The 22800-nt window shown below is 37.2% G+C and carries 25 protein-coding genes; 13 read left to right on the plus strand and 12 right to left on the minus strand.

Annotation, left to right across the window (positions count from 1 at the left end; translation table 11 throughout):
* Positions 1-3: 3 nt before the first annotated feature.
* The 5 genes from CIL05_RS05235 to CIL05_RS05255 form a co-directional block, all read right to left on the minus strand.
* Positions 4-912, minus strand: a complete 909-nt coding sequence (locus CIL05_RS05235) for an ABC transporter ATP-binding protein (RefSeq protein ID WP_338066923.1) — start codon at positions 910-912, stop codon at positions 4-6.
* Between the two features lie 164 nt (positions 913-1076).
* On the minus strand, positions 1077-1325 hold the full coding sequence (locus tag CIL05_RS05240; protein ID WP_095654474.1) for a DNA alkylation repair protein: 249 nt from the start codon (positions 1323-1325) through the stop codon (positions 1077-1079).
* 132 nt (positions 1326-1457) lie between these two features.
* Positions 1458-1898 carry a YueI family protein gene (locus CIL05_RS05245; protein WP_095654475.1) on the minus strand — a complete coding sequence of 147 codons (441 nt, stop codon included), beginning with the start codon at positions 1896-1898 and terminating at the stop codon, positions 1458-1460.
* A gap of 147 nt (positions 1899-2045) precedes the next feature.
* Complete coding sequence (locus CIL05_RS05250; RefSeq protein ID WP_095654476.1) at positions 2046-2222, minus strand: YfhD family protein; 177 nt, start codon at positions 2220-2222, stop codon at positions 2046-2048.
* A 76-nt stretch (positions 2223-2298) separates the two neighbouring features.
* Complete coding sequence (locus CIL05_RS05255; RefSeq protein WP_095654477.1) at positions 2299-3096, minus strand: TIGR00266 family protein; 798 nt, start codon at positions 3094-3096, stop codon at positions 2299-2301.
* Positions 3097-3227: 131 nt separating this feature from the next.
* Between CIL05_RS05255 and CIL05_RS05260 the strand changes: the two genes are divergently transcribed.
* Both CIL05_RS05260 and CIL05_RS22070 read left to right on the plus strand, forming a co-directional pair.
* Positions 3228-5180, plus strand: a complete 1953-nt coding sequence (locus CIL05_RS05260; RefSeq protein ID WP_095654478.1) for an aconitate hydratase — start codon at positions 3228-3230, stop codon at positions 5178-5180.
* 19 nt (positions 5181-5199) lie between these two features.
* Positions 5200-5376 carry a hypothetical protein gene (locus CIL05_RS22070; protein WP_165769046.1) on the plus strand — a complete coding sequence of 59 codons (177 nt, stop codon included), beginning with the start codon at positions 5200-5202 and terminating at the stop codon, positions 5374-5376.
* 348 nt (positions 5377-5724) lie between these two features.
* Here CIL05_RS22070 and CIL05_RS05265 read toward each other — a convergent pair whose 3' ends face one another.
* Positions 5725-6336: a spore coat protein gene (locus CIL05_RS05265; RefSeq protein WP_240510124.1), complete on the minus strand. Its 612-nt coding sequence runs from the start codon at positions 6334-6336 to the stop codon at positions 5725-5727.
* A 180-nt stretch (positions 6337-6516) separates the two neighbouring features.
* Here CIL05_RS05265 and CIL05_RS05270 point away from each other — a divergent pair, with 180 nt between their 5' ends.
* From CIL05_RS05270 to CIL05_RS05285, 4 genes are all read left to right on the plus strand, one after another.
* A complete protein-coding gene (locus CIL05_RS05270; protein ID WP_095654479.1) occupies positions 6517-6789 on the plus strand; it encodes a hypothetical protein in 273 nt (90 codons plus the stop codon).
* Between the two features lie 3 nt (positions 6790-6792).
* The gene (locus CIL05_RS05275; RefSeq protein WP_095654480.1) at positions 6793-8145 is read left to right on the plus strand and encodes a tripartite tricarboxylate transporter permease; all 1353 of its coding nucleotides are present in this window, start codon (positions 6793-6795) and stop codon (positions 8143-8145) included.
* Between the two features lie 184 nt (positions 8146-8329).
* Positions 8330-9622 carry an alpha/beta hydrolase family protein gene (locus CIL05_RS05280; RefSeq protein WP_240510125.1) on the plus strand — a complete coding sequence of 431 codons (1293 nt, stop codon included), beginning with the start codon at positions 8330-8332 and terminating at the stop codon, positions 9620-9622.
* 190 nt (positions 9623-9812) lie between these two features.
* Positions 9813-10760 (plus strand): MBL fold metallo-hydrolase, encoded by a 948-nt coding sequence (locus CIL05_RS05285; protein ID WP_095654481.1) that lies wholly within the window; start codon positions 9813-9815, stop codon positions 10758-10760.
* A 716-nt stretch (positions 10761-11476) separates the two neighbouring features.
* On the opposite strand, the gene CIL05_RS05295 is transcribed toward CIL05_RS05285, so the two are convergent.
* On the minus strand, positions 11477-11764 hold the full coding sequence (locus tag CIL05_RS05295) for a hypothetical protein (RefSeq protein ID WP_206207748.1): 288 nt from the start codon (positions 11762-11764) through the stop codon (positions 11477-11479).
* Positions 11765-11825: 61 nt separating this feature from the next.
* On the minus strand, positions 11826-12137 hold the full coding sequence (locus CIL05_RS05300) for a hypothetical protein (RefSeq protein WP_095654483.1): 312 nt from the start codon (positions 12135-12137) through the stop codon (positions 11826-11828).
* Positions 12138-12619: 482 nt separating this feature from the next.
* On the opposite strand from CIL05_RS05300, the gene CIL05_RS05305 reads away from it, so the two are divergent.
* Complete coding sequence (locus CIL05_RS05305; RefSeq protein ID WP_095654484.1) at positions 12620-13957, plus strand: N-acetylmuramoyl-L-alanine amidase; 1338 nt, start codon at positions 12620-12622, stop codon at positions 13955-13957.
* Between the two features lie 100 nt (positions 13958-14057).
* Entirely contained in the window at positions 14058-15359 is a 1302-nt protein-coding gene (locus tag CIL05_RS05310; protein ID WP_095654485.1) for a S8 family peptidase, read from the plus strand.
* 366 nt (positions 15360-15725) lie between these two features.
* Here the strand turns inward: CIL05_RS05310 and CIL05_RS05315 are convergent, their stop codons facing one another.
* Entirely contained in the window at positions 15726-16124 is a 399-nt protein-coding gene (locus tag CIL05_RS05315) for a VOC family protein (protein WP_095654486.1), read from the minus strand.
* Positions 16125-16255: 131 nt separating this feature from the next.
* On the opposite strand from CIL05_RS05315, the gene nagZ reads away from it, so the two are divergent.
* The gene (gene nagZ, locus CIL05_RS05320; protein WP_095654487.1) at positions 16256-17479 is read left to right on the plus strand and encodes a beta-N-acetylhexosaminidase; all 1224 of its coding nucleotides are present in this window, start codon (positions 16256-16258) and stop codon (positions 17477-17479) included.
* Positions 17480-17519: 40 nt separating this feature from the next.
* Here nagZ and CIL05_RS05325 read toward each other — a convergent pair whose 3' ends face one another.
* Positions 17520-17912: a hypothetical protein gene (locus CIL05_RS05325; protein WP_206207749.1), complete on the minus strand. Its 393-nt coding sequence runs from the start codon at positions 17910-17912 to the stop codon at positions 17520-17522.
* Between the two features lie 71 nt (positions 17913-17983).
* Positions 17984-18754, minus strand: coding sequence for an exodeoxyribonuclease III (locus tag CIL05_RS05330; RefSeq protein WP_095654489.1), 771 nt, complete (start codon positions 18752-18754; stop codon positions 17984-17986).
* A gap of 307 nt (positions 18755-19061) precedes the next feature.
* On the opposite strand from CIL05_RS05330, the gene CIL05_RS05335 reads away from it, so the two are divergent.
* The 4 genes from CIL05_RS05335 to CIL05_RS05350 are packed head-to-tail and all read left to right on the plus strand — an operon-like array spanning position 19062 to position 22203.
* Complete coding sequence (locus tag CIL05_RS05335) at positions 19062-19436, plus strand: GntR family transcriptional regulator (RefSeq protein ID WP_095654490.1); 375 nt, start codon at positions 19062-19064, stop codon at positions 19434-19436.
* An 11-nt stretch (positions 19437-19447) separates the two neighbouring features.
* Complete coding sequence (locus CIL05_RS05340) at positions 19448-20137, plus strand: ABC transporter ATP-binding protein (protein ID WP_095654491.1); 690 nt, start codon at positions 19448-19450, stop codon at positions 20135-20137.
* Positions 20134-20967 carry a hypothetical protein gene (locus CIL05_RS05345; protein ID WP_095654492.1) on the plus strand — a complete coding sequence of 278 codons (834 nt, stop codon included), beginning with the start codon at positions 20134-20136 and terminating at the stop codon, positions 20965-20967. Before CIL05_RS05340 ends, CIL05_RS05345 begins: the two co-directional genes overlap by 4 nt.
* A gap of 15 nt (positions 20968-20982) precedes the next feature.
* On the plus strand, positions 20983-22203 hold the full coding sequence (locus tag CIL05_RS05350) for a hypothetical protein (RefSeq protein WP_095654493.1): 1221 nt from the start codon (positions 20983-20985) through the stop codon (positions 22201-22203).
* Between the two features lie 49 nt (positions 22204-22252).
* Here CIL05_RS05350 and CIL05_RS05355 read toward each other — a convergent pair whose 3' ends face one another.
* The gene (locus CIL05_RS05355) at positions 22253-22798 is read right to left on the minus strand and encodes a nucleotidyltransferase family protein (protein ID WP_095654494.1); all 546 of its coding nucleotides are present in this window, start codon (positions 22796-22798) and stop codon (positions 22253-22255) included.
* Positions 22799-22800: the final 2 nt, after the last annotated feature.

Here is a 22800-nt window from a genome sequence, read left to right on the forward strand (position 1 = left end):
CCTTTAGTCTCTAAGTTTACTGCCGGTCAACGTGAAAAACACATCCTCAAGTCGTGGCTGCACGAGCTCCAATCGCTCTAGCTCAATATTATTCTCACGACAATATAAAATAATATTTTCCATTACTTGTAAGGGTTCATTTGTTTGCAGCAAGTACCCGCCTTTTTTAGTTGAGGCAGTCCCATATTTTTCAACCACTTCCAGGGTGATATTAGATCCTTTGATATAAATGGATGGAATGGCGTATTTCTGCAGCAGTTCGGCTACAGAACCATTTTCTACAATTTCCCCTTTGTCGATGAATGCAACATGATCACATAATTCTTCAACTTCTTCCATATAATGACTGGCGTAAATAATAGTACAACCTGCATTTTTAAAATCTTCTATCATTTGAAAAATGTATCTTCGTGATTGAGGATCGATCCCAACTGTTGGTTCATCCATTATGATAAGATCAGGCTGATGCATAAGGGCACAGCCAATATTTAACCTGCGCTTCATCCCACCGGAAAACGTGTTTACTTTATCTTTACTTCGTTCACTCAGTCCAACGAGCCGCAACACCTCTTGCGTGCGCTTGAGCAATTGTTTTCCTTTTATTCCGTACAGCTTTCCAAAAAAGTGCAAGTTACCGATTGCTGAGATATCCTCCTCTAAACAAATATCCTGTGGAATATAACCGATTTTTTCTTTCAAATCATGATTAAGGAGAATTTCATTAATAAGAGCTTCCCCTTTATAGTCATGAATAATGGATGCGAGAATTTTTATTAATGTTGATTTCCCGGCACCATTTGGTCCGACTAAACCGTAGCAGCTCCCACTCGGAATGGTAAGAGAAACTTCTTTTAATGCCGCAATCTTACCATAATGTTTTTCCATATTAGTTATTGTCAGCAATACATTCACCTTCCTTTTATTTTTCTTTCATTATGGCAAAGAAACGATGCCTCTTTACGATAAATGGAATAACATACCGTATTTTATGTTTGAAAGGAAGAAAATCATGTATAAAAAAACATCATTCGATTTGAATGATGTTTAGATGGTTCTATTATTCTGAGATTTACTGATTACTTTTGCTTGTATTCGGCAAACTTAACAAAAGAATGCTCGTTTTCAATCAGACCACAAACCCCACACTGGATTTTGTATTGCGGACCATTGTATGCAACATGAAATGCCTCCGGATTTGAATTCGTATAGTCCTCCATTACTTCACCCGTGTCAGAATCTAATTTAACCGGTTTTGCTACTTGTTCGATCCTATTAAATCGCGAACTATTTGTTTTGCAATTGGGACATCTGTATGGTTGATTCACTTTTGCAAACACCTCCAACCTTATTATCCCAATACTTACGTTCATTATGTTAAAAAATTGCAAGGGCAGAACACGGACCGCGGAAAAAATAATTAAAACGGAAGCGTACAATTTTTGTATTCGTCCGTTTTCTTAGGTGAACCACCTTTTAAGTTTTGAAAGAAATGAGTCTGAATTTGCCTGCTCTTCATTTTTTGTTTCTGTTTCTTGCTTCATAAAAATTTCTTCTTTGTCAATAGCGTAGTCATAGGTTAAAACTGCTCCTATGTCTGTTTCATTTTCGTTATCAGTAATTGTTGTATAAGAAATATTATATTTATTGGCCAGATCCTTTTCTTCTTTTAAAAATTTAGATGAGACACTGCCGTTAATGAGCAGCTTGGCATCTTTATTATCTTTCATAGCTTCTCCCAATGCTTTAAGTCCTTTATCAGACATTACCTGTCCTTTTGTTAAGACAAGTACAATTCGTTCCCTAAGGGTGCCCAGGAATTGTTCTCTTTCTGCTTCCTTTGGCCTTCTGGTACCATATATTCCTTCTGTTACATAATCATCAACGTTTTTATTACTCATGTTAATTCCTCACTTTTTATTACCAGTATAGATAAATTGTACAAATTTGTTTGATAGGAAGCAAATAAGAGGACTTAGTGGTGATCAGATTAAGAACAAAACACCGGAAGCGATTCATCGTTATAATGAATCGCTTCCGGTTATAATCTAATTACTGCGTCGTTTAGCCCGCTTATCTGCTGCGCGACTTCTTGCTTGTGCTTCTTTATCATCATGATCGGCGAATTCTTCTGCAAATTCTACATCAATGCCATCGGTTAGCTGATTCTTAGGAGTTTGTGCCAGAAAGCTGTTTTTTGATTTTCTGTGTTCATCTCTTCCCATGTCATCCCACCTCATTTAAAGTAGATTGCAGAATTAGTATGTGTCTAAATGATCTGTTTACTATTTGAAAAAAATGTTATTTCCGGTCTCCACCTAAGATATCAAACAACCCTCCGGCAATACTTCCTTCTCCTTTGGAACCGCCTCTTTCAGGTGCTGCTGCAAATACTCTACTTGCAAGTCTGCTGAATGGCAGTGATTGGATCCAAACTGTTCCAGGACCACGCAAAGTTGCAAAGAATAGACCTTCTCCGCCAAATAATGCTGTTTTCACTCCACCAACATATTCGATATTATAGTCTATCTCGCCAGTCATTGCGACAAGACACCCTGTATCAACACGTAATGTTTCTCCTGCTTCGAGCACTTTTTTATGAATCGTTCCACCAGCATGAACAAAAGCCATGCCATCACCTTCAAGCTTTTGCATGATAAAGCCTTCACCACCAAAGAACCCTGTTTTAATTTTACGTTGGAATTCTATTCCGACAGAAACGCCTTTAGCTGCTGCAAGGAATGCGTCTTTTTGACAAATTAACTTTCCATTAATTTCACTTAAATCCATTGGAATAATTTTCCCTGGATAGGGAGAAGCGAAGGAAACATGTTTTTTTACCGCACCCTCATTCGTAAAAGTTGTCATAAATAGACTTTCCCCAGTAATTACACGTTTACCGGCCCCAAGAAGTTTTCCCATAATTCCGCTACCCTGTTTTTCTGAACCATCTCCAAAAATCGTTTCCATCTGAATTTGATCATCCATCATCATTAAGCTTCCTGCCTCGGCAATTACTGTTTCTTGTGGGTCGAGCTCCACTTCAACAAATTGCATGTCATCCCCATGAAGTTTGTAATCGATCTCATGATTATTCATCTTCCCAGCTCCCTTTGATTTATTCTTCTTAATTATACGTTAATTCAATCAATATAGGTTCGCTTTTTAAAATATTTATTTTCAAATAATTATAGTACATTTTCATATACTAACAAAAAGGAGGTTATGTTATGTCGTTAAATATAACACAAAAATTAATTAAAGATCACCTTGTCTCAGGTGAGATGAAACCCGGTACAGAAATCGGTCTGAAAATTGATCAGACACTGACCCAGGATGCAACAGGTACGTTAGTCATGCTGGAATTGGAGGCAATGGAATTAGACCAGGCAAAAACAGAAGCATCAGCCCAGTATGTAGATCATAATTTAATTCAGGTGGATAATAAAAATCCAGATGATCATTTATTTTTACATAGTGCCACAAGGAGGTTTGGATTGTACCATAGTCGCCCGGGTAATGGTGTGAGTCATCCTGTCCATATGCAGCGATTAGCAAAACCGGGGAAAACTCTCCTTGGCTCAGATAGCCATACCTGTGCCAATGGTTGTATGGGAATGCTTGCAATGGGGGCAGGTGGAATTGATGTAGCATTAGCCATTGCGGGGGAGCCTTTTTATGTGAAAATGCCTGAAGTATGGGGAATCAAATTAACAGGGGAGCTCCCTGATTGGGTAAGTGCAAAAGATATGATTCTGGAGCTTCTTCGCAGGCATGATGTCAAAGGTGGAGTAGGAAGGGTCATTGAATACTATGGTCCTGGATTGAAACACCTGAGCGCAATGGATCGTCATGTTATCGCAAATATGGGGGCAGAGCTTGGAGCGACAGGTACCGTATTTCCTTCAGATAAGGAAATAAAGCGGTATTTAAAAGAGCAGGACAGGGAAGATGATTGGATTGAACTACTTGCAGACAAGAATGCCACATACGATATTAATGATGAATTGAATCTTGCTGAGATTGAACCACTCATTGCCAAACCATCCAGTCCTGGTAATGTAGTTCCTGTTACAGAGGTTGCAGGAACGCCAATATATCAATCCTATATAGGCTCTTCAGCTAACCCGGGGTTTCGTGATTTTGCGATAGCTGCCGAGATTGTAAAGGATTCACATGTAGCAGATGGTGTCTCCTTCGATATTAACCCGACTTCCAAGCAGATGCTAACAGATTTAGTTATGGAAAGCCATGTTGCGAGTCTTCTTCAGGCAGGTGGGCGTTTGCACCAGGCCGGATGTAACGGATGTATCGGTATGGGGCAGGCTCCTGCATCCGGGAGGAATAGTTTACGAACAACGCCCAGGAATTTTCCAGGAAGGTCCGGGACGAAGGAAGATAGTGTCTATCTATGCAGTCCGGAAACTGCAGCAGTATCGGCATTAACTGGTGTGATCACTGATCCTAGAACAGTAGATGGAAATTTTCCAAAGGTAAAAGATCCAAAGAACCCAACAGTTGACGTGAATTTATTGGATAAACCATTGCCATATGAAGAGGCAAAAAAGGTTCAATTACACAAAGGACCAAATATCGCTTCCATTCCAAAGATGGATGAAATGTCTGATCAGATAGAAATTCCTATTTTATTAAAGATGGGGGATAACATTTCTACAGATGAGATACTTGCTGGAGGAGCAAGAGTGCTGCCATTTCGAAGTAATCTTCCGGAAATAAGTAAATTTACATTTGAGATTATTGATGAAACATATTATAAACGAGGAAAAGAAACTGTAGAGAAAGGTGGTCATGCTGTAGTTGGCGGTTTCAACTATGGGCAGGGTTCAAGTCGGGAGCATGCTGCACTTGCGCCAAGATATCTCGGACTGCGGGTAGCCTTAGTGAAAGATTTCGCTCGTATCCATTGGCAAAACCTGGTTAACTTTGGCGTGCTTCCACTAACTTTTGTCAATGAAGAGGATTATGACTTGCTAGAACAAGGTGACATTCTTGAAGCTTCCGGCTTAAGGTCAAAAGTTGTTGCAGGAAATGAATTTACTTTAAGTGTAAAAGGTAAAAATCAGCTAATAAAAGTAAGACACGCTTTGTCTGAACGGCAAATAGAAATTATGTTAAAAGGCGGAATTATTAACTGGGTGAAAGATCGAAAGGTAAAACCATAATAGAAAGGAGAAGATATTCATGGTGAGTAGAGAGAATACGTGCAAGGCCTGTGAAGGAACGGGAATGCTGTCAGATGATGAAGGCTGGCAGTATAAATGCAGTGTTTGCAATGGAGACGGGATCTATGCACAGTCTGATGCTGCGAGACCGGCAAGAGTAATGTCAGTAGATGAGAATAATCGCTTGTTGGACTAGTCTTCAGTTGGGGTTAAAGAGTGGAAAGTTGAGAGAAAAGTGCTGATAGTTGAGAGAAACCAATGAAAAGTTGTGAGAAAACATAAGAAAGTTGAGAGATAAAAAGAATATAAACATTTATCTCTCAACTTTGCCGGAATTTCTCTCAACAAGATTCAGTTTTCTCTCAACTTTGTCCGTTCGTCTCTCAACAATATCCAGTTTTGCCCGGTTACTCTTGATTTCGGGCGGTATGGGCACATAGATTTTAGCACCAGAAAGCAAAGTATCACCCCAGAGAACATATTAACGAAAAAAAATAGCATACCATTTTCAATTGGTATGCTATTTCTTGTTAATTCCATTATATTAATGTGGCATTGTACCTTGCACTGGTGCATAACTATTTATATAATTTTGCATATCCTCTTGTTTCAGCTGTGGCACCTGATAATACTGATTTTTATTCTGGTATAAAAATACTTCATAGGCCATTTCGATTAAATTGGGAATACTATCGGCAAAGACCCTTCTTAATACTGGATTTGTTGCTTCTAATGCAGTCATAGTAAAGGATGAAGCTGAAGCTTTTAAATTCCCCATCATAAAACTGGAGATGCACTCATCGTTCAATTCATTAACAGATTGTGCAGGAGTTTTCGGTTGAGATGGCTGCATTCCGTATACTACATTATTTCCCTGAGCCATGTTATAGGTTTGTGTTTTAACAGCAGGCTCCTGTCCGGTTTTTAATGTCTCTACGATCGTATTGTACGTTTGCGTTAAAAATGTTTTATGCTGCTGTGACATCGTTTTTAATTCGGGATCCTGAATATGCTGTTCATATAGCAAGCATTGTTCCATTCCGCCAACCAACCCACCTATTGCTTCATGTGCATCAAATAATTCATGTCCCCCATGACTTTGCTGTGCAGGCATTTGTGAGGAGCCTTGTAAATTTTGATTTTGTTGATTTTGCAATAAAATTACCTCCTTCATATTATCAATGTTATTTTGAGCATTACCTGTGAACTTATTCATTGGAATTATTTATTATTTACTAATTAAAGTTATGCCCTATAAGTATTTTAACTTTGAACTTCATTTCACAAATAAAAAGTTGTATAATTTAGTTTTGAAGAAAAAGAGAGGACGACTTTTATGACGAAAAAACAACCACCTGTTCATCAATCAAATGATAAAGATAATAATGGGGAAAATATCGAGGTTTGGGAAGATATTGTAAACATTAAGGATTTAATATTAAGTATCGCAATTTGTACGATAACTACATTGGGGGGCTATCTCATTGCACCGGATGACTCATCAAAACAACTAATGTTTGGCTTAATTGGAGTCGTTGTTGGTTTTGCAATTTGCAGCATTATCATCAAACCAAAGCGTACGATCACTTATGTGGATGAGGAGAACTAAAGGATGGATTTAACAATAATTATAGAAATGATTGCTGCATCCGTTTTTGGTGCAGTATTATATACGATCATAGGGATAGCTCCAGGTACAGATGAAACCGCAGTTTTAGCTCCGGTAACATTGGTATTAGTTCTAACTGGTATGGAACCGATTGTCATCTTGGCATTTTTTATCTCGGCAATAGTTGCGAAAAAACTAACGGACTCTATTCCTGTAGCAATCGCAGGCATTCCGGGAGGCGTTATGTCTGCCCCCATGGTTGAGCATGCAATGGTGCTGAAAAAACATGGTATGCCTGACGTCAGTATTCGGAAAATGGCTTCAGGCTCTGTGATCGGTACGATTATTTCCGTGCCACTAAGTCTAATTTTGGCAAATATGCTTATACCACTAGGGGACGTCATTGCAGAATACTCCAGCCAAATATTTTTTGGTGGTGCAGTGTTCCTGGCATTAATGACCAAGAATCGTTGGCTTGCATTAATCTCCATTGTGCCCTTTGCTTTGCTGATTCAAGGCTTAAGACACCTATATTGGGGGATCGGTGCAGTACCGGAAGATACAACGGTTTTCACTTCCTTTTTTCTTGGAATCACAATAGGCCCTATTATTTTACGATTATTTGAATTGTTGAATAAGGACATTCGTAACAGCTTACCACGCAGAAAAACAAATGATATTGTATTAAGGAAACAAAAGCCGATAAAGGGATTTCCAAATCCATTTAAGCTATTGGATAAACAAGAGGTGGGATCGTCTGCTATAGCTTCGGTTTTTGGGGTTGGAACTTTCTTTATGAGTCCTGTCGGGATGACCATCTTTTTAGGAGAATTATTCTCCAGTCGTATAAAGGAGCCGATAAAAAAAGCCTCAAGGGCTATTTCGAGTATGGACGGGGTTACAAACGCTGGATATATTGCAGGAACACTAATACCTTTAATTGCGATAGGACTACCTTTGTCACCTACAGCAATTGGACCGGGTATTGCTCTGTTTGAGGCACCACCGGTTTTTACAGAAGATCATAACTTACATCATATTTTGTCAATGAGTGATTTTGTAATTGCCACTGTAATAGGTGCTGTAATCGCAATAAGTCTGACATTTTTCGTTACGATAAAATATTCCCAGCAAATTTGTGCTTTCGTGTTTAAATATATTCCGCATGAAGCTTTACTAGGGGTGTTTTTTGGACTTGTTATCATGCTTGCATATAGGGATGCCGGACTAATTAATATTGGTGGTGTACTTTTAATCGGACTGGTAGCAGGTATTTTACACCGCTGGGGCGTTAACTATGGTGTGCAATTTATGATTTTGTATTCAGCCCCGTGGATTGTTATGCAGTTATTATAGGAAAATGGCGGAACATATCGATATTAGAACTATAAAAGGATTAAATTTGCTAAAATATAAGTGGATAGCGAGGAGGAAATAAATGAAGCATTTACACATTTTGTGTAGATGCTTTTTCCTGATTGAAACCTTTAATGGACATCAATCGTATCATAATTAAGGTTTTTATCAAGGAGGCTAATTTGTGAAAAAAGGTCTAATGTCAATATTGATAGTATTCATTATTTTAACGGGATGCAATAATGATAATAAAGAAGATGAATCTTCTAAAGGAGATGATTCAATAATGGAAAGCTTAACAGGCTTCTGGTCTGGTGCAATAGAAATACCTAACCAGCCGCTTGACATTCAAGTGGATTTTGAAAACAAGGATGAGTTGACTGGTGAACTCAGTATTCCAATACAAGGAGTCCAAAATTATCCACTGTCCACAATTAAAATGGAGGATATGAATATTGTTTTTACCATGGAAATTCAGGGTCAATATATTACATTTGATGGCAATTTGGAAGATGAAAAAATTACAGGTACGTTTAAACAAAATGGACAGTCATTCCCGTTTGAGTTGGCAAAAGGAGAAGCTGTGGTGGGTAATGATGAAGAAGATGGTGAATTTCTCCAGATAGAAACAGATCATGGAACACTTCATGGTGAGCTGGAAACTCCTGACGGCGAGGGTTCATTCACTGTTATGATCATTATTCCTGGTTCTGGACCAACAGACCGTAATGGGAATTCACCAGGCATCCAAAATAATAGTTTAAAATTATTGGCTGAACAGCTTGCTGAACAAGGGATAGCCACTGTTCGTTACGATAAACGAGGTGCCGGGAAAAATATACAATCAGCAATACCCGAGCAGGAAATGACTTTTGATCAAATGGTTAATGATGCTACTTCCTGGGTGGAGCTTTTGGAAAAAGATGAGAACTATTCGCAGGTCGGTATTATCGGCCATAGCCAAGGTTCTTTAGTAGGTATGCTTGCGGCACGGGAAAGTAATGTTTCTTCCTTTATATCTTTAGCGGGAGCAGGTCAGCCCATAGACAAAGTGCTGGAAAATCAACTAAGTGAGCAATTATCAGATGAATTGTTGAAAGAAAGCAAGGAAATATTGCAACAGCTAAAAGAAGGTAAACATGTAGAAAATATTAGTCAGGAATTACAAAGTGTATTTCGTCCATCCGTTCAATCCTTCCTATCATCATGGATGCAATATGATCCTGCGGAAGAAATTCAGAAACTGGAAGTTCCCACGCTCATTGTTAATGGAGAAAATGACTTACAGGTTCCCGTCAGTGAGGCAAAATTACTTCATGAAGCAAAAAGTGATGCCGAATTAATGTTAATTGAAAAAATGAATCATGTTTTGAAAGAAGCTCCTGCAGATCGTGAAGGAAATATGCAGACATATTCAAATCCGGATCTTCCATTGGCAGACGGCTTGATAAATGGAATTGTCGAATTTTTAGAGTAAAACAACTAATTTTGAATTTCTTATGAGAAGTGAAGAGAGGAAATTGTATTTTCCTCTGGACATTTTTCAATTTTGACAGTAATAGTACGATGAAAATCTGAATTTCAGGTATTAGATAAATATAATGAACAGTTGTATAATACCATTAGAGGAAAAACTGCAAAACTAAATAAAGAATGGAGGTTTTGACATGCATCAAAAAAATCCAATTCAATTAGATCACAGGATCCATTTAATCGATGGATTTGATCTGGATGTACCGGAACGTACGGGTACATATGTTATTGATGAGGAAGAATTAACAATTGTTGAAACAGGACCAAGCCCATCTGTTAAGTATATTAAAAAGGGCTTAGAGTCATTAGGTTTTTCACTTGATCAGGTAAGATATATTATTGTTACACATATTCACCTTGATCACGCTGGTGGGGCGGGTCTATTGTTAAAGGAATGTCCAAACGCTGAAGTTGTAGTTCACGCTAGAGGTTCAAGACATCTGGTAAATCCAAAAAAACTGGCAGCTGGGGCAAGAGCAATTTATGGAGAAAGCTTTTCTGAACTGTTTGATCCTATTATTCCTGTGCCTGAAGAACTTCTGCTTATAAAAGGAGAAGGCGATACACTCAAGATTGGCCCAGAATGTACACTTCAATTTTTAGATACACCAGGACATGCCAAACATCACTTTAGTATATATGATCCTGTTAGCAATGGCATGTTTACAGGAGATACGGTGGGAATTCGTTATGAACAACTGATTCCTGATGGCATTAATTTATTTTTACCTACAACCTCTCCAAACCATTTTGACCCTGAAGCGATGCAGGTATCTATTAACCGCATGCTCGATATGAAATTGGATCGAATATATTATGGGCATTTTGGAATGACGGAAAATACGGATGAAGCACTTCGTGAAGTAGCAGCTTGGCTTGATGTTTTTGTGGAAGAAGGGGAGCAGGTTGTTGCAGAGAGTAAAGGATATGATGAACTTGCAAGTCGATTATTGGCAAGAGTAAAGCATCATCTTCAGGAACTTGGAATTGGCGATGATCATGAGGTATTTATTTTGATTAATCTGGACATGCAGGTAAGTTCATTAGGTATCATTGATTATTTTAAGACGCTCAAACAATAAAAATAGTAAGAGGGACATAAGTGAAAAAATGATAGGCTTTAATTCTATATACAAAAGTAAAACCGCATGATCAAGAATTCTGAAATTGACTTCATGCGGTTTATCCATCTTAATAATCCCATACTTAACCTGTACCTGTTGCACTCGAAATTGCAACACATCTTCTAAATCATCCCAATAAATATCTAAATAGTCATTTGTAATTGCACTCCTAGAATCTTCACAGACATATGTTTCATTCATTTTTTGGAATAGGTATTTTGTTCCAAATGAGGTAGGGGGCATGCAATTTTACGTTCTTCTTTAACAACTGTTCTAGAAGCTGTTATACCATTGCTAGTTGATTATAGGAATTCAAGCTGTAGGCTTGAAGGAGGGTGTCTTTGGCATCTTTTTCACAGTTCTTCTTCAAAAAAATAATGATGGTTATTTCATTTTGATTGATTTCATTGGGGTAGTCTTTTCGGTGATCCTTAATTGTTTCACTAATTTTTGATTCAGTATTTTACCAGCATCTTCAAACCAAATTCTGTTACTCATTCACAATCTTCCCTATAAGCCAACTGAAAATCAAAGCAGGATTTCCCTATATTAACCAGGTTGGCCTGCTTTTTCCTATAAAGAATTCCCTATATTGGTAAACAACATGTACTCCATTTTCTTTGCCTTTTTTCACTAGGTTGGTGATTGTATAGTTTCTCTCATTTTTCTTAGCGTCATCTTAACCGTTTTTTATTTAGTTTCACTTGGGATAAATCATTCATCTCTCTAATTGTCGGGTTTTTTCCTTTATTAGTTAAATCTTCTAATCTACGGACAGCTGTCTTAAATTCAAAGTCAGAAATTTGTTTTGTAGCTAAAAGTGTACATAACATAGCATATGCAATCGGAGTGGTATCAACGGTAACTTCTATATCGATATCAGAATTCCCGCTATAATCAATGGTAGATCGCGTATCATTTTTAAAATCGATTGGACGGACATTGCCTCTTGCGTTTTCCAAGTAATATCTCTCCTTTCATAGAAAAATAGTGGGATAACAAAGCTATCCCACTAACGATTTGTTAACGACACTTCTTTTTTTTCTTGGAACTGTGATTATTGTCATCCACGCCACCAACGTCGTCATCGTTTTCATCAGCATCTTCTTCTTCATGGGATTTGATGTTTACATATGAGTTGCCGCTTTTGACGACTTTTGCAAAGTTTAGATTACGGTTTTTGTTTTTCAAGTCATTATCATTTTCATTCTCGTTTTCGTTATCTACATAGATATCACTATCGAAATCAACATCTGCTTCTGCATGAGCTTTACTGTTAGAGAAATAATACTCTTGGTTTCCATCTTGATCATATTGCCTTTTGTGTTTTGACATATCATTTTTCCCTCCTTTTTATCGTTCTAATATACTGTATACATAATTAACTTTTATGAGTTGACGTTTATCTTGGATAAATCGTTTGTTTTTCATCTGTTGAGAAAATGGACAACATGTTATCTTTGAAAAAAAGATTGTCATACAATTAAAAATTGGTCCTTATATTTCTAGAATACATCTTATATAGACTTTTCCCTTCGAAAACATACAAAATTTATTTCCTTATTACTACTTAGTAATCTATGGCAAAATTTAAACAGTGTATGGATGAATAGCACACTAAATTAATATCTAGATGTGTTCGTTTATTATTTTCACTAAACTTGGCTTACTTCTATAATCTAACCCTTAATACTAGTATATCTTTTCACGCCTCCATCATTTTCACCAATTTGTTAGATAATGAACAATTTATCCAATTACTTTTCCTTATTCTACGTACTATAGTATTACAAATTTAGAAAGAGAGGTTATTTTGAATGAAATTATATTTAGACCCAGGTCATGGTGGTTCAGATCCAGGAGCAAGAGGCAATGGGATAAATGAAAAGGATATTAATTTAGATATTGCTCTTCGAATTCGTAACATTTTAACAAATGATTATGAAAATGTTGATGTACAAAAGAGTCGTACAGGTGATAGTAGTAAAAGTCTAGATCAGCGAACAAACGAGGCGAATTCTTGGGGAGCAGATTATTACTTATCTATTCATTGCAATGCCTTTAATGGCTCTGCTCAAGGCTATGAAGACTATATTCACAGTAGCTTATCTGACACTTCACAGACTGCAGAATATCAAGATATTCTGCATGTTGAGATAAGTAGCGTAAACGAACTAACGAATCGTGGACAGAAAAAAGCAAATTTCCATGTTCTACGTGAACCATCAATGCCAGCACTCTTAACAGAAAATGGTTTTATTGATAACACACATGATGCAAATCTAATGAAACAATCATCATGGCGCGAGAATGTTGCACAAGGTCATGTGAATGGTTTAGAAAAAGCGTTTAATCTTCAGAGGAAAGATAATGATTCTGGAACGATGTATAAAGTAAGAGCTGGCTCTTTCCAATCAAGGGAAAATGCAGATAATAGAGCAGCTTATTTGGATTCGCAAGGTATCGAATCATTTGTTACTGCAATTACCATTTCTGGTGAACAATGGTACCGTGTTCAAGCTGGTGCTTTTTCAATCCGGGAAAACGCGGAGAGACGTTTGAATGAAGTCAAAAATGCAGGAATTGAAGATGCTTTCATTATTACGGAAAATGGAAGCCAGGAAGATACTTCTGGGTATTCTATTTTAGGTACGACCTTTCTGTCACCAGAATTGATGAATCAGTATGTTAAAGAGATAAACGCGGATGCTATTAAGTTAGGAAACTATTATTTAACCTTTGGAACCTATTATGGAATCAGGGGAGATATCGCCTTTGCTCAGGCAATGCATGAAACAAATTTTTTACGATTTACTGGTGTAGTACAGCCTGAACAAAACAACTTTTGCGGATTAGGTGCAACCGGACCGGATAATCCCGGCGCAAGTTTTGCTACACTAAGAGAAGGTGTACTCGCACATATACAGCATTTATTTGCATATGCATCCACAGATTCATTACCAGATGAATATCCGCTTGTTGACCCCCGTTTTGACCTGGTAACGAGAGGGTCTGGTGAAAGTTGGGTTGCCTTAAACGGAAAATGGGCGGTACCGGGAGATTATTATGGACAAAATATTTTAAATTTATATGAGAGAATGGTTCGGTCTGCAATCCAAAAACTAGAAGAAATACTACAAGATATACAAATATAAAATAGATTTATACCTCTTTTTATATTTTCTATACTATTCAACTACTCTCCTTTCTGACAAGTTACGTACAATAACGTAAATATAAGAAAGGAGAAACATTATGTTAAATTTTTCAATGATTGAATTGGTCAGAAGTAATGGAAAGAAATTTGACAAAAAAATACGGCAGGAAATGGTTAACCTGTATCGACCATTTCGTTACATTCCGTGTTTTCTGCAAAGTCCAGTAGAGCGAGTAAGGAAGAAGGTGAAGAAGTATCCTGTTGTAATAAGGTTTGAACCAGATTCCTTTGCATTTGGTTTAAATGATGTAAAGAAAACGAAATGCAAATCTCTTCGCGAATATCCTTCTATCTCATGTTGTTCAGCTAAATTATCTGCAGAAAGTATTGAGCATTTAGTCAAAAGCTGTAGCCACATCAAGAAAGTCTATTATGACAGAAAGGTGACAGCTTTACTTGATACTGCACCTCCAGCAATAAACTCAGATGTGTTAAAAGATAATGGATTAACAGGAGAAGGTGTCACTATTGCAGTAATCGATACAGGTATTCACCCGCATAAGGATTTAGAAGGTCGAATCATTGGTTTTGCTGATTTCGTTAAAGGTAAAAGTGATCCTTATGATGATAATGGTCATGGTACCCATTGTGCCGGAGATACTGCAGGTAATGGTTCATTATCTGATGGTCAATACCAAGGGCCAGCTCCTGATGCTAATTTAGTTGGCGTTAAAGTTCTAAATAAAATGGGTTCCGGTTCCTTATCAACTGTTATTGAAGGTATTGAGTGGTGTATCCAAAATCAGTCCGAATATAATATTAATATCCTTTCCCTGTCACTTGGTTCAGAAGCTGTGGAACCTGCAGAAGATGATCCTGTAGTAAATGCTGTTGAGGTGGCGTGGAATAACGGAATAGTTGTTTGTGTGGCTGCCGGTAACTCAGGGTCTGAAGAACAAACCATTGCAAGCCCTGGTATAAGTCCAAAAGTCATTACGGTCGGTGCAGCTGACGATAATAATACAGTCGGCCGTACTGATGATGCAGCAGCTGACTTTTCAAGTAGAGGTCCAACGATTGATGGTCTAACGAAGCCTGATTTGTTAACGCCAGGTGTAAATATTATTTCTTTGCGAGCACCAAACTCTTTCCTCGATAAAACAAATAAAGCAGCACGTGTCGATGAAAACTATGTTTCCTTATCTGGAACTTCCATGGCCACACCAATATGTGCAGGAGTTGCAGCACAGTTACTTCAACGCTCTTCTAATCTAACCCCAGACCAAGTAAAAGAGCAGCTTATGAATGCATGTGAAGATTTGGGACAATCCCCTAACGTCCAAGGGGCAGGCTATTTAAATGCTGCTAATTTAGTTGCAAGTAAAAAAGCAAAAGTATAAAGTAAGCTTGTCATGGGCTGAGGTGCAGGAGATTCATTCCAGTATTCACTTAACTTACGCCTTTACGGGTGAGATAAGTTAGTTAGTGTTAAATAAAACCCATCTAGAAATCTAGGTGGGTTTTTGAGTGTGCTTTAGATTTATTTGGACGGCATTCTTCTATAATTTTTGGCGACCATGGAAGTAGTTTAGACAAATTGCTTTATCTGCCATATCCGTATTAGGAAGTTTTTCAACCAAATAGCTAAGGTGAGGGAATGGATTTAATCCGTTCTTGAGTGGTTTATAGCCCATATTATAAACTTAATAACTGTAACATCGGGCTTCTTAATTAAAAAAGGCTAGGCAATTGCCTTTATAGCAAAGTTATTCTTTCGTATAATTAAGCTCCCAGGAAACACCATTTCTATCCTTAACAATTGCGTGTTTCGCACCCCAGAAAGTATCCTGTAATTCCATTTGAATTTCCCCGTCTTCAGCTAGCTTATAATATATTCGAGTAATTTCTTCTTCACTGTCGAGCTCCGGACCAAGTAAAATATTGCTGCCGTTAATAAACTTATTGACTAAAGTATCCGCAAAAAATATAGTACATTGCTCATTAATATGTAATTCAGCATGAATATACTTTCCTTCTTGTCCTTTAAACATTTCAATCCCGTCTGCTAGTTGTGTATGTTTGATCTCTCCGCCAAATACCTTTTGATAAAAATCCAGTTCTTCCTTACAGTTTTCGATACGAATATGTGGAATCAGTTTTTTCATTATTGAACAACCTCCTTGTTTAATTATTAGTTTACATTATTGTATTACAATAAGAAAATAATGGGTAAAATGAAACTAAAAGTGGTATATCATCGACAAATCTCTAAAGGACTTTATGTTAGGGGGTTACTATGATTAAGAAAGCAGGATATATCGTTATACTTATTATTTTCATTTTTATTGGGTTTCAATTTTTAACTAGCGAATCTGAAAACACCTCTGATTTAAACGAGTCTACAGATCAAGAAGAAAGCAGTTCGGAAAAGAATCAAAAAACGAATGAAATCATTCAACAGATGAGTTTAGATGAAAAAATTGGACAAATGATTTTTAGTGGAATTTCCAGCGCCAAATTTACAAAGAAAACGAGGGAGTTAATCACTGATTATAAAGTTGGCGGATTCATATTATACGCTGATAATATGGAAGAACCTGAAAAAACGGTTGAACTTTTAAATCAAATTAAACAAGTGAACAACCAAAATCATTTACCTGTATTACTTGGGGTTGACCAAGAAGGAGGGAAAGTTTCCAGACTTCCAGGCAACTTGGTTTCGATTCCCTCAAGTGGAGAAATTGGGGACAAAAATGATAAGCGATTTGCCTATGACATCGGAACACTATTAGGCAAGCAATTACAAGCGTTTGGTTTTAATCTCAATTTTGCACCTGTAATGGATGTGAACAGTAATCCAGATAATCCGATAATTGGTGATCGTTCATTCGGGAATAATTCTGAAATTGTAAGCAGCCTAGGAATCGAAACAATGAAAGGGATTCAATCTGAGAATATTATATCTGTCATTAAACATTTCCCCGGGCATGGTGACACTTCGGTTGATTCCCATTTGCAGCTGCCAACCGTTAATAAAAGTATGAAGGAATTGCAGGAGCTTGAGCTGATTCCTTTTGAACATGCAATCGAAGGTGGTGCAGATGTTGTAATGATCGCACATATCCTAATGCCTGAAATTGATCCTGAATTCCCATCATCCATGTCCGAAAAAGTCATAACAGAGATGTTGAGGAAGGATCTTAAATTTAATGGAGTCGTAATTACAGATGATATGACAATGAAGGCAATCACGAATAACTTTGATATTGGGAGTGCAGCTGTCCAATCAGTAAAATCCAGCAGTGATATTATATTAGTAGCACATGATTATAAAAATGTTGTGAACGTATTTGAAGCGTTAAAAGAGGCAGTGAATAAGGGCGAAATAACAAAAGAAAGAATTGATGAAAGTGCCAGACGGATTATAGAGCTGAAAAATAAATATAATTTGGAAAACGAAGAGGTGAAAGGTATCGATTTGCAAAAACTAAATCAAAGGCTAAAAGAAGTGCTTAAATAACGAAGCTGTCATCTTTCACGGGATGACAGCTCCATTTTTTCTATTTCTCATCTTCCGTTTTCAAAAACGTTAAAATCAGGAAGAATGCAAAGCTTAATAATAAAATCGTTCCACCAACAATGAAAAGCACTGTTGTCAGCGTATCTCCCAGATTGAATGGACGAAGATAATATATCCACATACCGCCAGTTAAGCCAATGGCACCGATGATTGCCGTCCAAACATGCAGTGCTGCGAGAATTTTATTCGAAGGTGTGAAAACTTTATAGTATACAGCCCAGGCGAATAGTGTCAGCCAGCCAACAACTAATATATGTGCATGAACTGTACGGAATTCGTATCCGCCAGCACCTGCCATGTGAGAACCTAGAAAGGCTCCTATAAGTGCGAAAATCGCTGAAAACCGAAGTAGTACTTTGCTATAATTATTCAAAAAATCCTCTCCTTTTATCATTCTATAGGCTTAGTATAATTTATCTTTATGAATGGAAGATGAACGGCTGGTTACACAAGCTGACTTGGTTTATCGATTTCCAGCATAATTGGACAATGGTCACTTCCCATTACCTGTGAATGAACCTGAGAATCCTGCAGATAATCTTTTAATCTACTGGATACGATGAAATAATCAATTCTCCATCCAACATTTCTTTCACGTATTGTTTTCATATAAGACCACCACGAGTAGATCCCTTCAGTATCGGGATGAAAATGCCGAAGCGTATCAATAAATCCCGATTCTAATAGCCGTGTCATTTTGCCCCTTTCCTCTGTAGTGAATCCGGAATTCCCGTGATTAGTTTTATGATTTTTCAGATCGATTTCCTGATGCGCAACATTTAGATCGCCGCAATAGATGAATGGCTTTTGGGCATCGAGTTCTTTTAAATAGCTGTATAACTCGTCTTCCCATTCCAGCCGGTATTCCAATCTTGTTAGATCCCTCTTGGAATTAGGCGTGTAAACATTAACTAAATAAAATTCTTCAAATTCCAATGTTATGATTCGGCCTTCCTCTTGTGTGTCTGCCTCACCTAACCCGTATTTAACATTTAATGGTTTTTCCCTTGTGAAAACCGCTGTACCTGAATATCCTTTTCTGAGTGCATAATTCCAATATTGATGATAGCCTTCCAGCTCCAAATTTATTTGGCCTTCCTGTAATTTTATTTCCTGAAGACAGAAGATATCTGCATCCACTTCATGAAAATAATCCAGAAAACCTTTTCTTACACATGCACGTATTCCATTTACATTCCATGATACTAATTTCATACTTACAATATTCCCCTTTTGCACCTATTTGTATGTTCATTTTAGCATAAATTCTGTTTGAATTTTTCCTTTCTCAGTTAATAACGAGGATAATATAGAAATTTGTCATAAAATATTTCCCGGGAAATTAAATTGTAGATACTACGCAATATTTGTCGATTAATATTTAGTGTTGACTTTTAAAGTGTATTAATCATATAATACAGACTAAGGTGTATTACTCGATTGATACATATTTTTGTCCACAGTGTATTAAGATGTTAATACACTGTAGAATGTTCATCTATGAAAAATAGGAGCTGTGCTTATGAAAGTGAATTTTAATAACAGGGATCCCGTATATGTGCAGGTTGTCCGACATTTCAAGGAGCAAATTGCTACAGGGACGCTGGAACCGGGACAGGAAATCCCGTCACGCAGGGAGTTGGCGAATAAGCTGAAGATAAATCCGAATACTGCACAACGAGCTTACAAAGAGATGGAGGAAGCGGGCTTGATCCATACGGAAAGGAATTTACCAAGTAAAATCACAAGGGATGAAAAAGTTTTGGGGGCAGTACGAGAGGAACTGATTGAACAAGCTGTTGATTCGTTTGTTACATCAATACGTTCAATAAATGTTCCCCTTGATGAGATTGTCGGTTTGCTACAGGATAAATACCAAAAGGAAAGCAAGGAATAGGGGGGCTATGAATGATAGAAGTAAAAAACATTTCAAAGAAATACGGACGAAAGAAAGTGTTGAATGGGGTCTCTTTTACAGCAAATAAAGGAGAAATCACCAGCCTGATCGGGATCAATGGTGTTGGGAAGACAACCATACTAAACGCTATTATGGCACTCACTCCTGTAAATAGTGGTGAAATATTGATAAACAATGAAAAAATAAATAAAGCAAGCTATGAAAAAATAACATTTATTCCTGATGCAATTACGATGCTGCCACAAATGACAATCGCTGAAGCAATGCAATTCATGCAGGATTTTTATGAGAGCTGGAATCAGGAGAGAGCAACGGAATTGCTGGGATTTTTTAAACTAAAGGAAAGTAACAAAATTTCCAGCCTGTCAAAAGGAAATACGGCAAAAGTGAATCTCTTGCTTGGCCTTGCACTAGATGTGGATTTTTTATTAATGGATGAACCATTTTCAGGGATTGATATTTTCAGCAGAGAACAAATTGCAGAGGTATTTACATCCCACTTAATTGAGGATCGCGGGGTTATTATTACAACGCATGAAATCAATGATATCGAGCATTTAATTGATAAGGTTATATTGTTGGATGAAGGGACTGTCATAAAAGAATTCAATACAGAAGAGGTTCGTGAAAATGAAGGGAAGTCTGTAATTGACGTAATGAGGGAGGTTTATCGTACATGAATCGTTTTCTGAAATTGGTTAATTTTGAACTGGGACGTTTTATGAAAATTTATCTTGCTTTAATTGGAATAACCATTATATCGCAGATTGCTGGTGTAATTATTAAATCGAACAGCTATGTCGAAAGAGCAAATGAGGCAATCTACGAAGACTTAATTCCTAAAGAAGACTTTTTTGCAACAGAAGGCTTGATGAGTATGCTTCATGTGCTAAGAAGCGTATGGTTTATGGGGCCGATTGCATTATGTATTGCAGCATTGATTTTTTATGTTTTCTTTATTTGGTACCGTGACTGGTTTGGAAAAAATACATTTATTTACCGTCTGCTGATGCTGCCGACAGCACGCATACAGATATTCCTTTCCAAGGCTGTATCAATTCTGCTAATGGTTTTCGGCCTTGTAGCAATTCAGCTGATTTTATTACCGATTGAGAGCGTGATTTTAAAATGGATTGTGCCACTGGATTATCGAATCGATATGACTGTTGGAGAAATCATTCAGAACTTCCGCGAGTTACAAATGCTGATTCCAAGTACTTTTATCGAATTTGTACTTTATTACGGTGCGGGCATGATGGCAGTATTTATAATTTTTACCGCGATCCTCTTTGAAAGAAGCTTTCGTTTAAAAGGGATTTTATTCGGTGCCATTTTTGTTGGGCTGGCAGTTTTAGTCTTTTTCTCACCAATTCTGATTATGGAAATTATGCAGACGTATTATCTATATCCAATTGAAATATTTATTCTTGAAATTATCTTAGGATTGGTAGTTATCGGAGCTTCCATCTGGACGAGCCATTTTCTATTAAAGAAAAAAATAACGGTTTAAGGGGAGGGACAGAAAATGATGCGATACTGGAAAATAATTTCGATCACAATCATTAGTATTTTTGCTATCGGGGCATTTTATATTCAATCGGCTTTAGCGGAAAAAAATAGTTTTCCTGATTACACTATTACAACTAAAAGCGGTGATGAAGAAGCAGTTAAACGTCTTATGCTACAAGGTACTTACTATGGTGAAGGGGAGCAAGGTCAGGGTGTAACAATTCAGAAGAATGAAGTGGCTTATTCAAATAACAATTCCCTTCTGGAGCTAATCAATCCTAATTACATCGATCCAAAAATAAAAAGGTTGCAAAAGGAATACCGCAGTTTTATGCGTGGGAAGGAAAATAACATTGCTCCGTTTTATGAAAATGAAAAACTATTGGTATATGCCGATGTCGATTTGGGATCGATGATCAATGATTCTGACTTCACTTTTGACATTGAAGTTTTAGAAAAAGAGTCTGATGAAACGGAAGCATTTGAGCTTGATGTACCGGAAAAAAATAAATACGCCTATATTTACGTGGAAGCTGTGCAAATGGCGGAAGGAGAATTAAAAGTTATAACCCGTCAAAGCGTAAAGCGACTTAACCAGAACGAATTTCACGTGTATCGTTTTGATGTTTCCACGCAAAAGTTGATTAGTGATGATTTAATTGCTTCGTATCAGGAGGAAAATGATATTGGCTGGTCTTACACTGACTTGATATCCAGCAGCAACACATCCGGAGAAGAAAATAAATATATTGCTTTTGTAAAAACAATATTGGAAGACGTGCAAGGCGAGGATGGGGAAGTTTATTCAGAAGAGGTGGCAAAAGAATTAGTTACCTACAATCTTGAATCAAAGCAAATGAAAAGTACTGAACTTCCTGATGAAATAAATGGGGAAAGTCATAATGCAGTATTGATTGGTACAATGATTTATTTTGGCCAGGAATCTGAAGCTGGCGGTGAGCTCATTGCTTATAATATAGAAAGCGAAGAAATAGATTCCAGCCAAACCATCGATCAGTTATTAAAAGGGGAAAATAATGGATTGCTGATGAAAGTCCACGAAGGAAAAATGTATGTAGCAAATTATTTTAGTGACAGAAAGACTCCTGGAGGAATTGCGATAATTGAGTTGGATACAGGTGAAAAATTGTACGAAGGGTTCGTTAATGTAGAAAATCCGAAGACTGTACCACCTGGTTATGAATTAATTTTGAATGAGATAATGGTTCAGGAATAAATGTAATTTAGCCATATGTAAGAAGGACAGAGAGAAATCTAATCTTAGGTCAGCATTGCAATCGCTCCAGGTTATTCACTACATAGCCTGGCAAAGGCTTTTGCAGTGCTCTTTTTAATAGGTTTGGATGTTGAATGCTGTTTGCTTTCCAATAGTCTTCAATCAAATCCGCTTTATATTGCTTTCCCGGAATTAATGAATAAAGAATATACCAATCTTCAAGTGAAGAAAATGGAACCCGGATATTGTCAATGACTATAATAGCGGTTATGGATGCTTGATCAAAACCCAATGTGTATAGTCCTTGTTCATGATAGATTTGAAACCCACCCATTATATCAATGGAGGTATCTTCATAGTTATATTTTTGAAAGTGTTTGGTTGCAAATGGCTCTTTCCTTATTGCTTCTTCCTTCTTAGAAATTGCAGAAATAATAGACTCCACTTCTTCAGCATGTTGTTCGTCTATTAAGATATCAATGTCATTAACTACATCTGTTATCTGATAATGGTATAGCATTGCGGAACCGCCTAATCCCCAAAGGATGTTATGATTATTTAGTTCACTGGCAAGTTTTTGTAGAGTAGATTTCATTG

The organism is Virgibacillus profundi (assembly GCF_002287375.1).
GTDB classification, from domain to species: domain Bacteria; phylum Bacillota; class Bacilli; order Bacillales; family Amphibacillaceae; genus Virgibacillus_K; species Virgibacillus_K profundi.

Excerpts from the sequence above, each read along its gene's own strand:
- CIL05_RS05335 (WP_095654490.1), top strand. The coding sequence starts at position 19,062 with ATGAAAGTGAATTTTAATAACAGGGATCCCGTATATGTGCAGGTTGTC.
- CIL05_RS05285 (WP_095654481.1), top strand. The coding sequence starts at position 9,813 with ATGCATCAAAAAAATCCAATTCAATTAGATCACAGGATCCATTTAATC.
- CIL05_RS05350 (WP_095654493.1), top strand. The coding sequence starts at position 20,983 with ATGATGCGATACTGGAAAATAATTTCGATCACAATCATTAGTATTTTT.
- CIL05_RS05330 (WP_095654489.1), bottom strand. The coding sequence starts at position 18,754 with ATGAAATTAGTATCATGGAATGTAAATGGAATACGTGCATGTGTAAGA.
- nagZ (WP_095654487.1), top strand. The coding sequence starts at position 16,256 with ATGATTAAGAAAGCAGGATATATCGTTATACTTATTATTTTCATTTTT.
- CIL05_RS05250 (WP_095654476.1), bottom strand. The coding sequence starts at position 2,222 with ATGGGAAGAGATGAACACAGAAAATCAAAAAACAGCTTTCTGGCACAA.
- CIL05_RS05300 (WP_095654483.1), bottom strand. The coding sequence starts at position 12,137 with ATGTCAAAACACAAAAGGCAATATGATCAAGATGGAAACCAAGAGTAT.
- CIL05_RS05270 (WP_095654479.1), top strand. The coding sequence starts at position 6,517 with ATGACGAAAAAACAACCACCTGTTCATCAATCAAATGATAAAGATAAT.
- CIL05_RS22070 (WP_165769046.1), top strand. The coding sequence starts at position 5,200 with ATGGTGAGTAGAGAGAATACGTGCAAGGCCTGTGAAGGAACGGGAATG.
- CIL05_RS05345 (WP_095654492.1), top strand. The coding sequence starts at position 20,134 with ATGAATCGTTTTCTGAAATTGGTTAATTTTGAACTGGGACGTTTTATG.
- CIL05_RS05310 (WP_095654485.1), top strand. The coding sequence starts at position 14,058 with ATGTTAAATTTTTCAATGATTGAATTGGTCAGAAGTAATGGAAAGAAA.
- CIL05_RS05340 (WP_095654491.1), top strand. The coding sequence starts at position 19,448 with ATGATAGAAGTAAAAAACATTTCAAAGAAATACGGACGAAAGAAAGTG.
- CIL05_RS05275 (WP_095654480.1), top strand. The coding sequence starts at position 6,793 with ATGGATTTAACAATAATTATAGAAATGATTGCTGCATCCGTTTTTGGT.
- CIL05_RS05260 (WP_095654478.1), top strand. The coding sequence starts at position 3,228 with ATGTCGTTAAATATAACACAAAAATTAATTAAAGATCACCTTGTCTCA.
- CIL05_RS05355 (WP_095654494.1), bottom strand. The coding sequence starts at position 22,798 with ATGAAATCTACTCTACAAAAACTTGCCAGTGAACTAAATAATCATAAC.
- CIL05_RS05255 (WP_095654477.1), bottom strand. The coding sequence starts at position 3,096 with ATGAATAATCATGAGATCGATTACAAACTTCATGGGGATGACATGCAA.
- CIL05_RS05315 (WP_095654486.1), bottom strand. The coding sequence starts at position 16,124 with ATGAAAAAACTGATTCCACATATTCGTATCGAAAACTGTAAGGAAGAA.
- CIL05_RS05245 (WP_095654475.1), bottom strand. The coding sequence starts at position 1,898 with ATGAGTAATAAAAACGTTGATGATTATGTAACAGAAGGAATATATGGT.
- CIL05_RS05305 (WP_095654484.1), top strand. The coding sequence starts at position 12,620 with ATGAAATTATATTTAGACCCAGGTCATGGTGGTTCAGATCCAGGAGCA.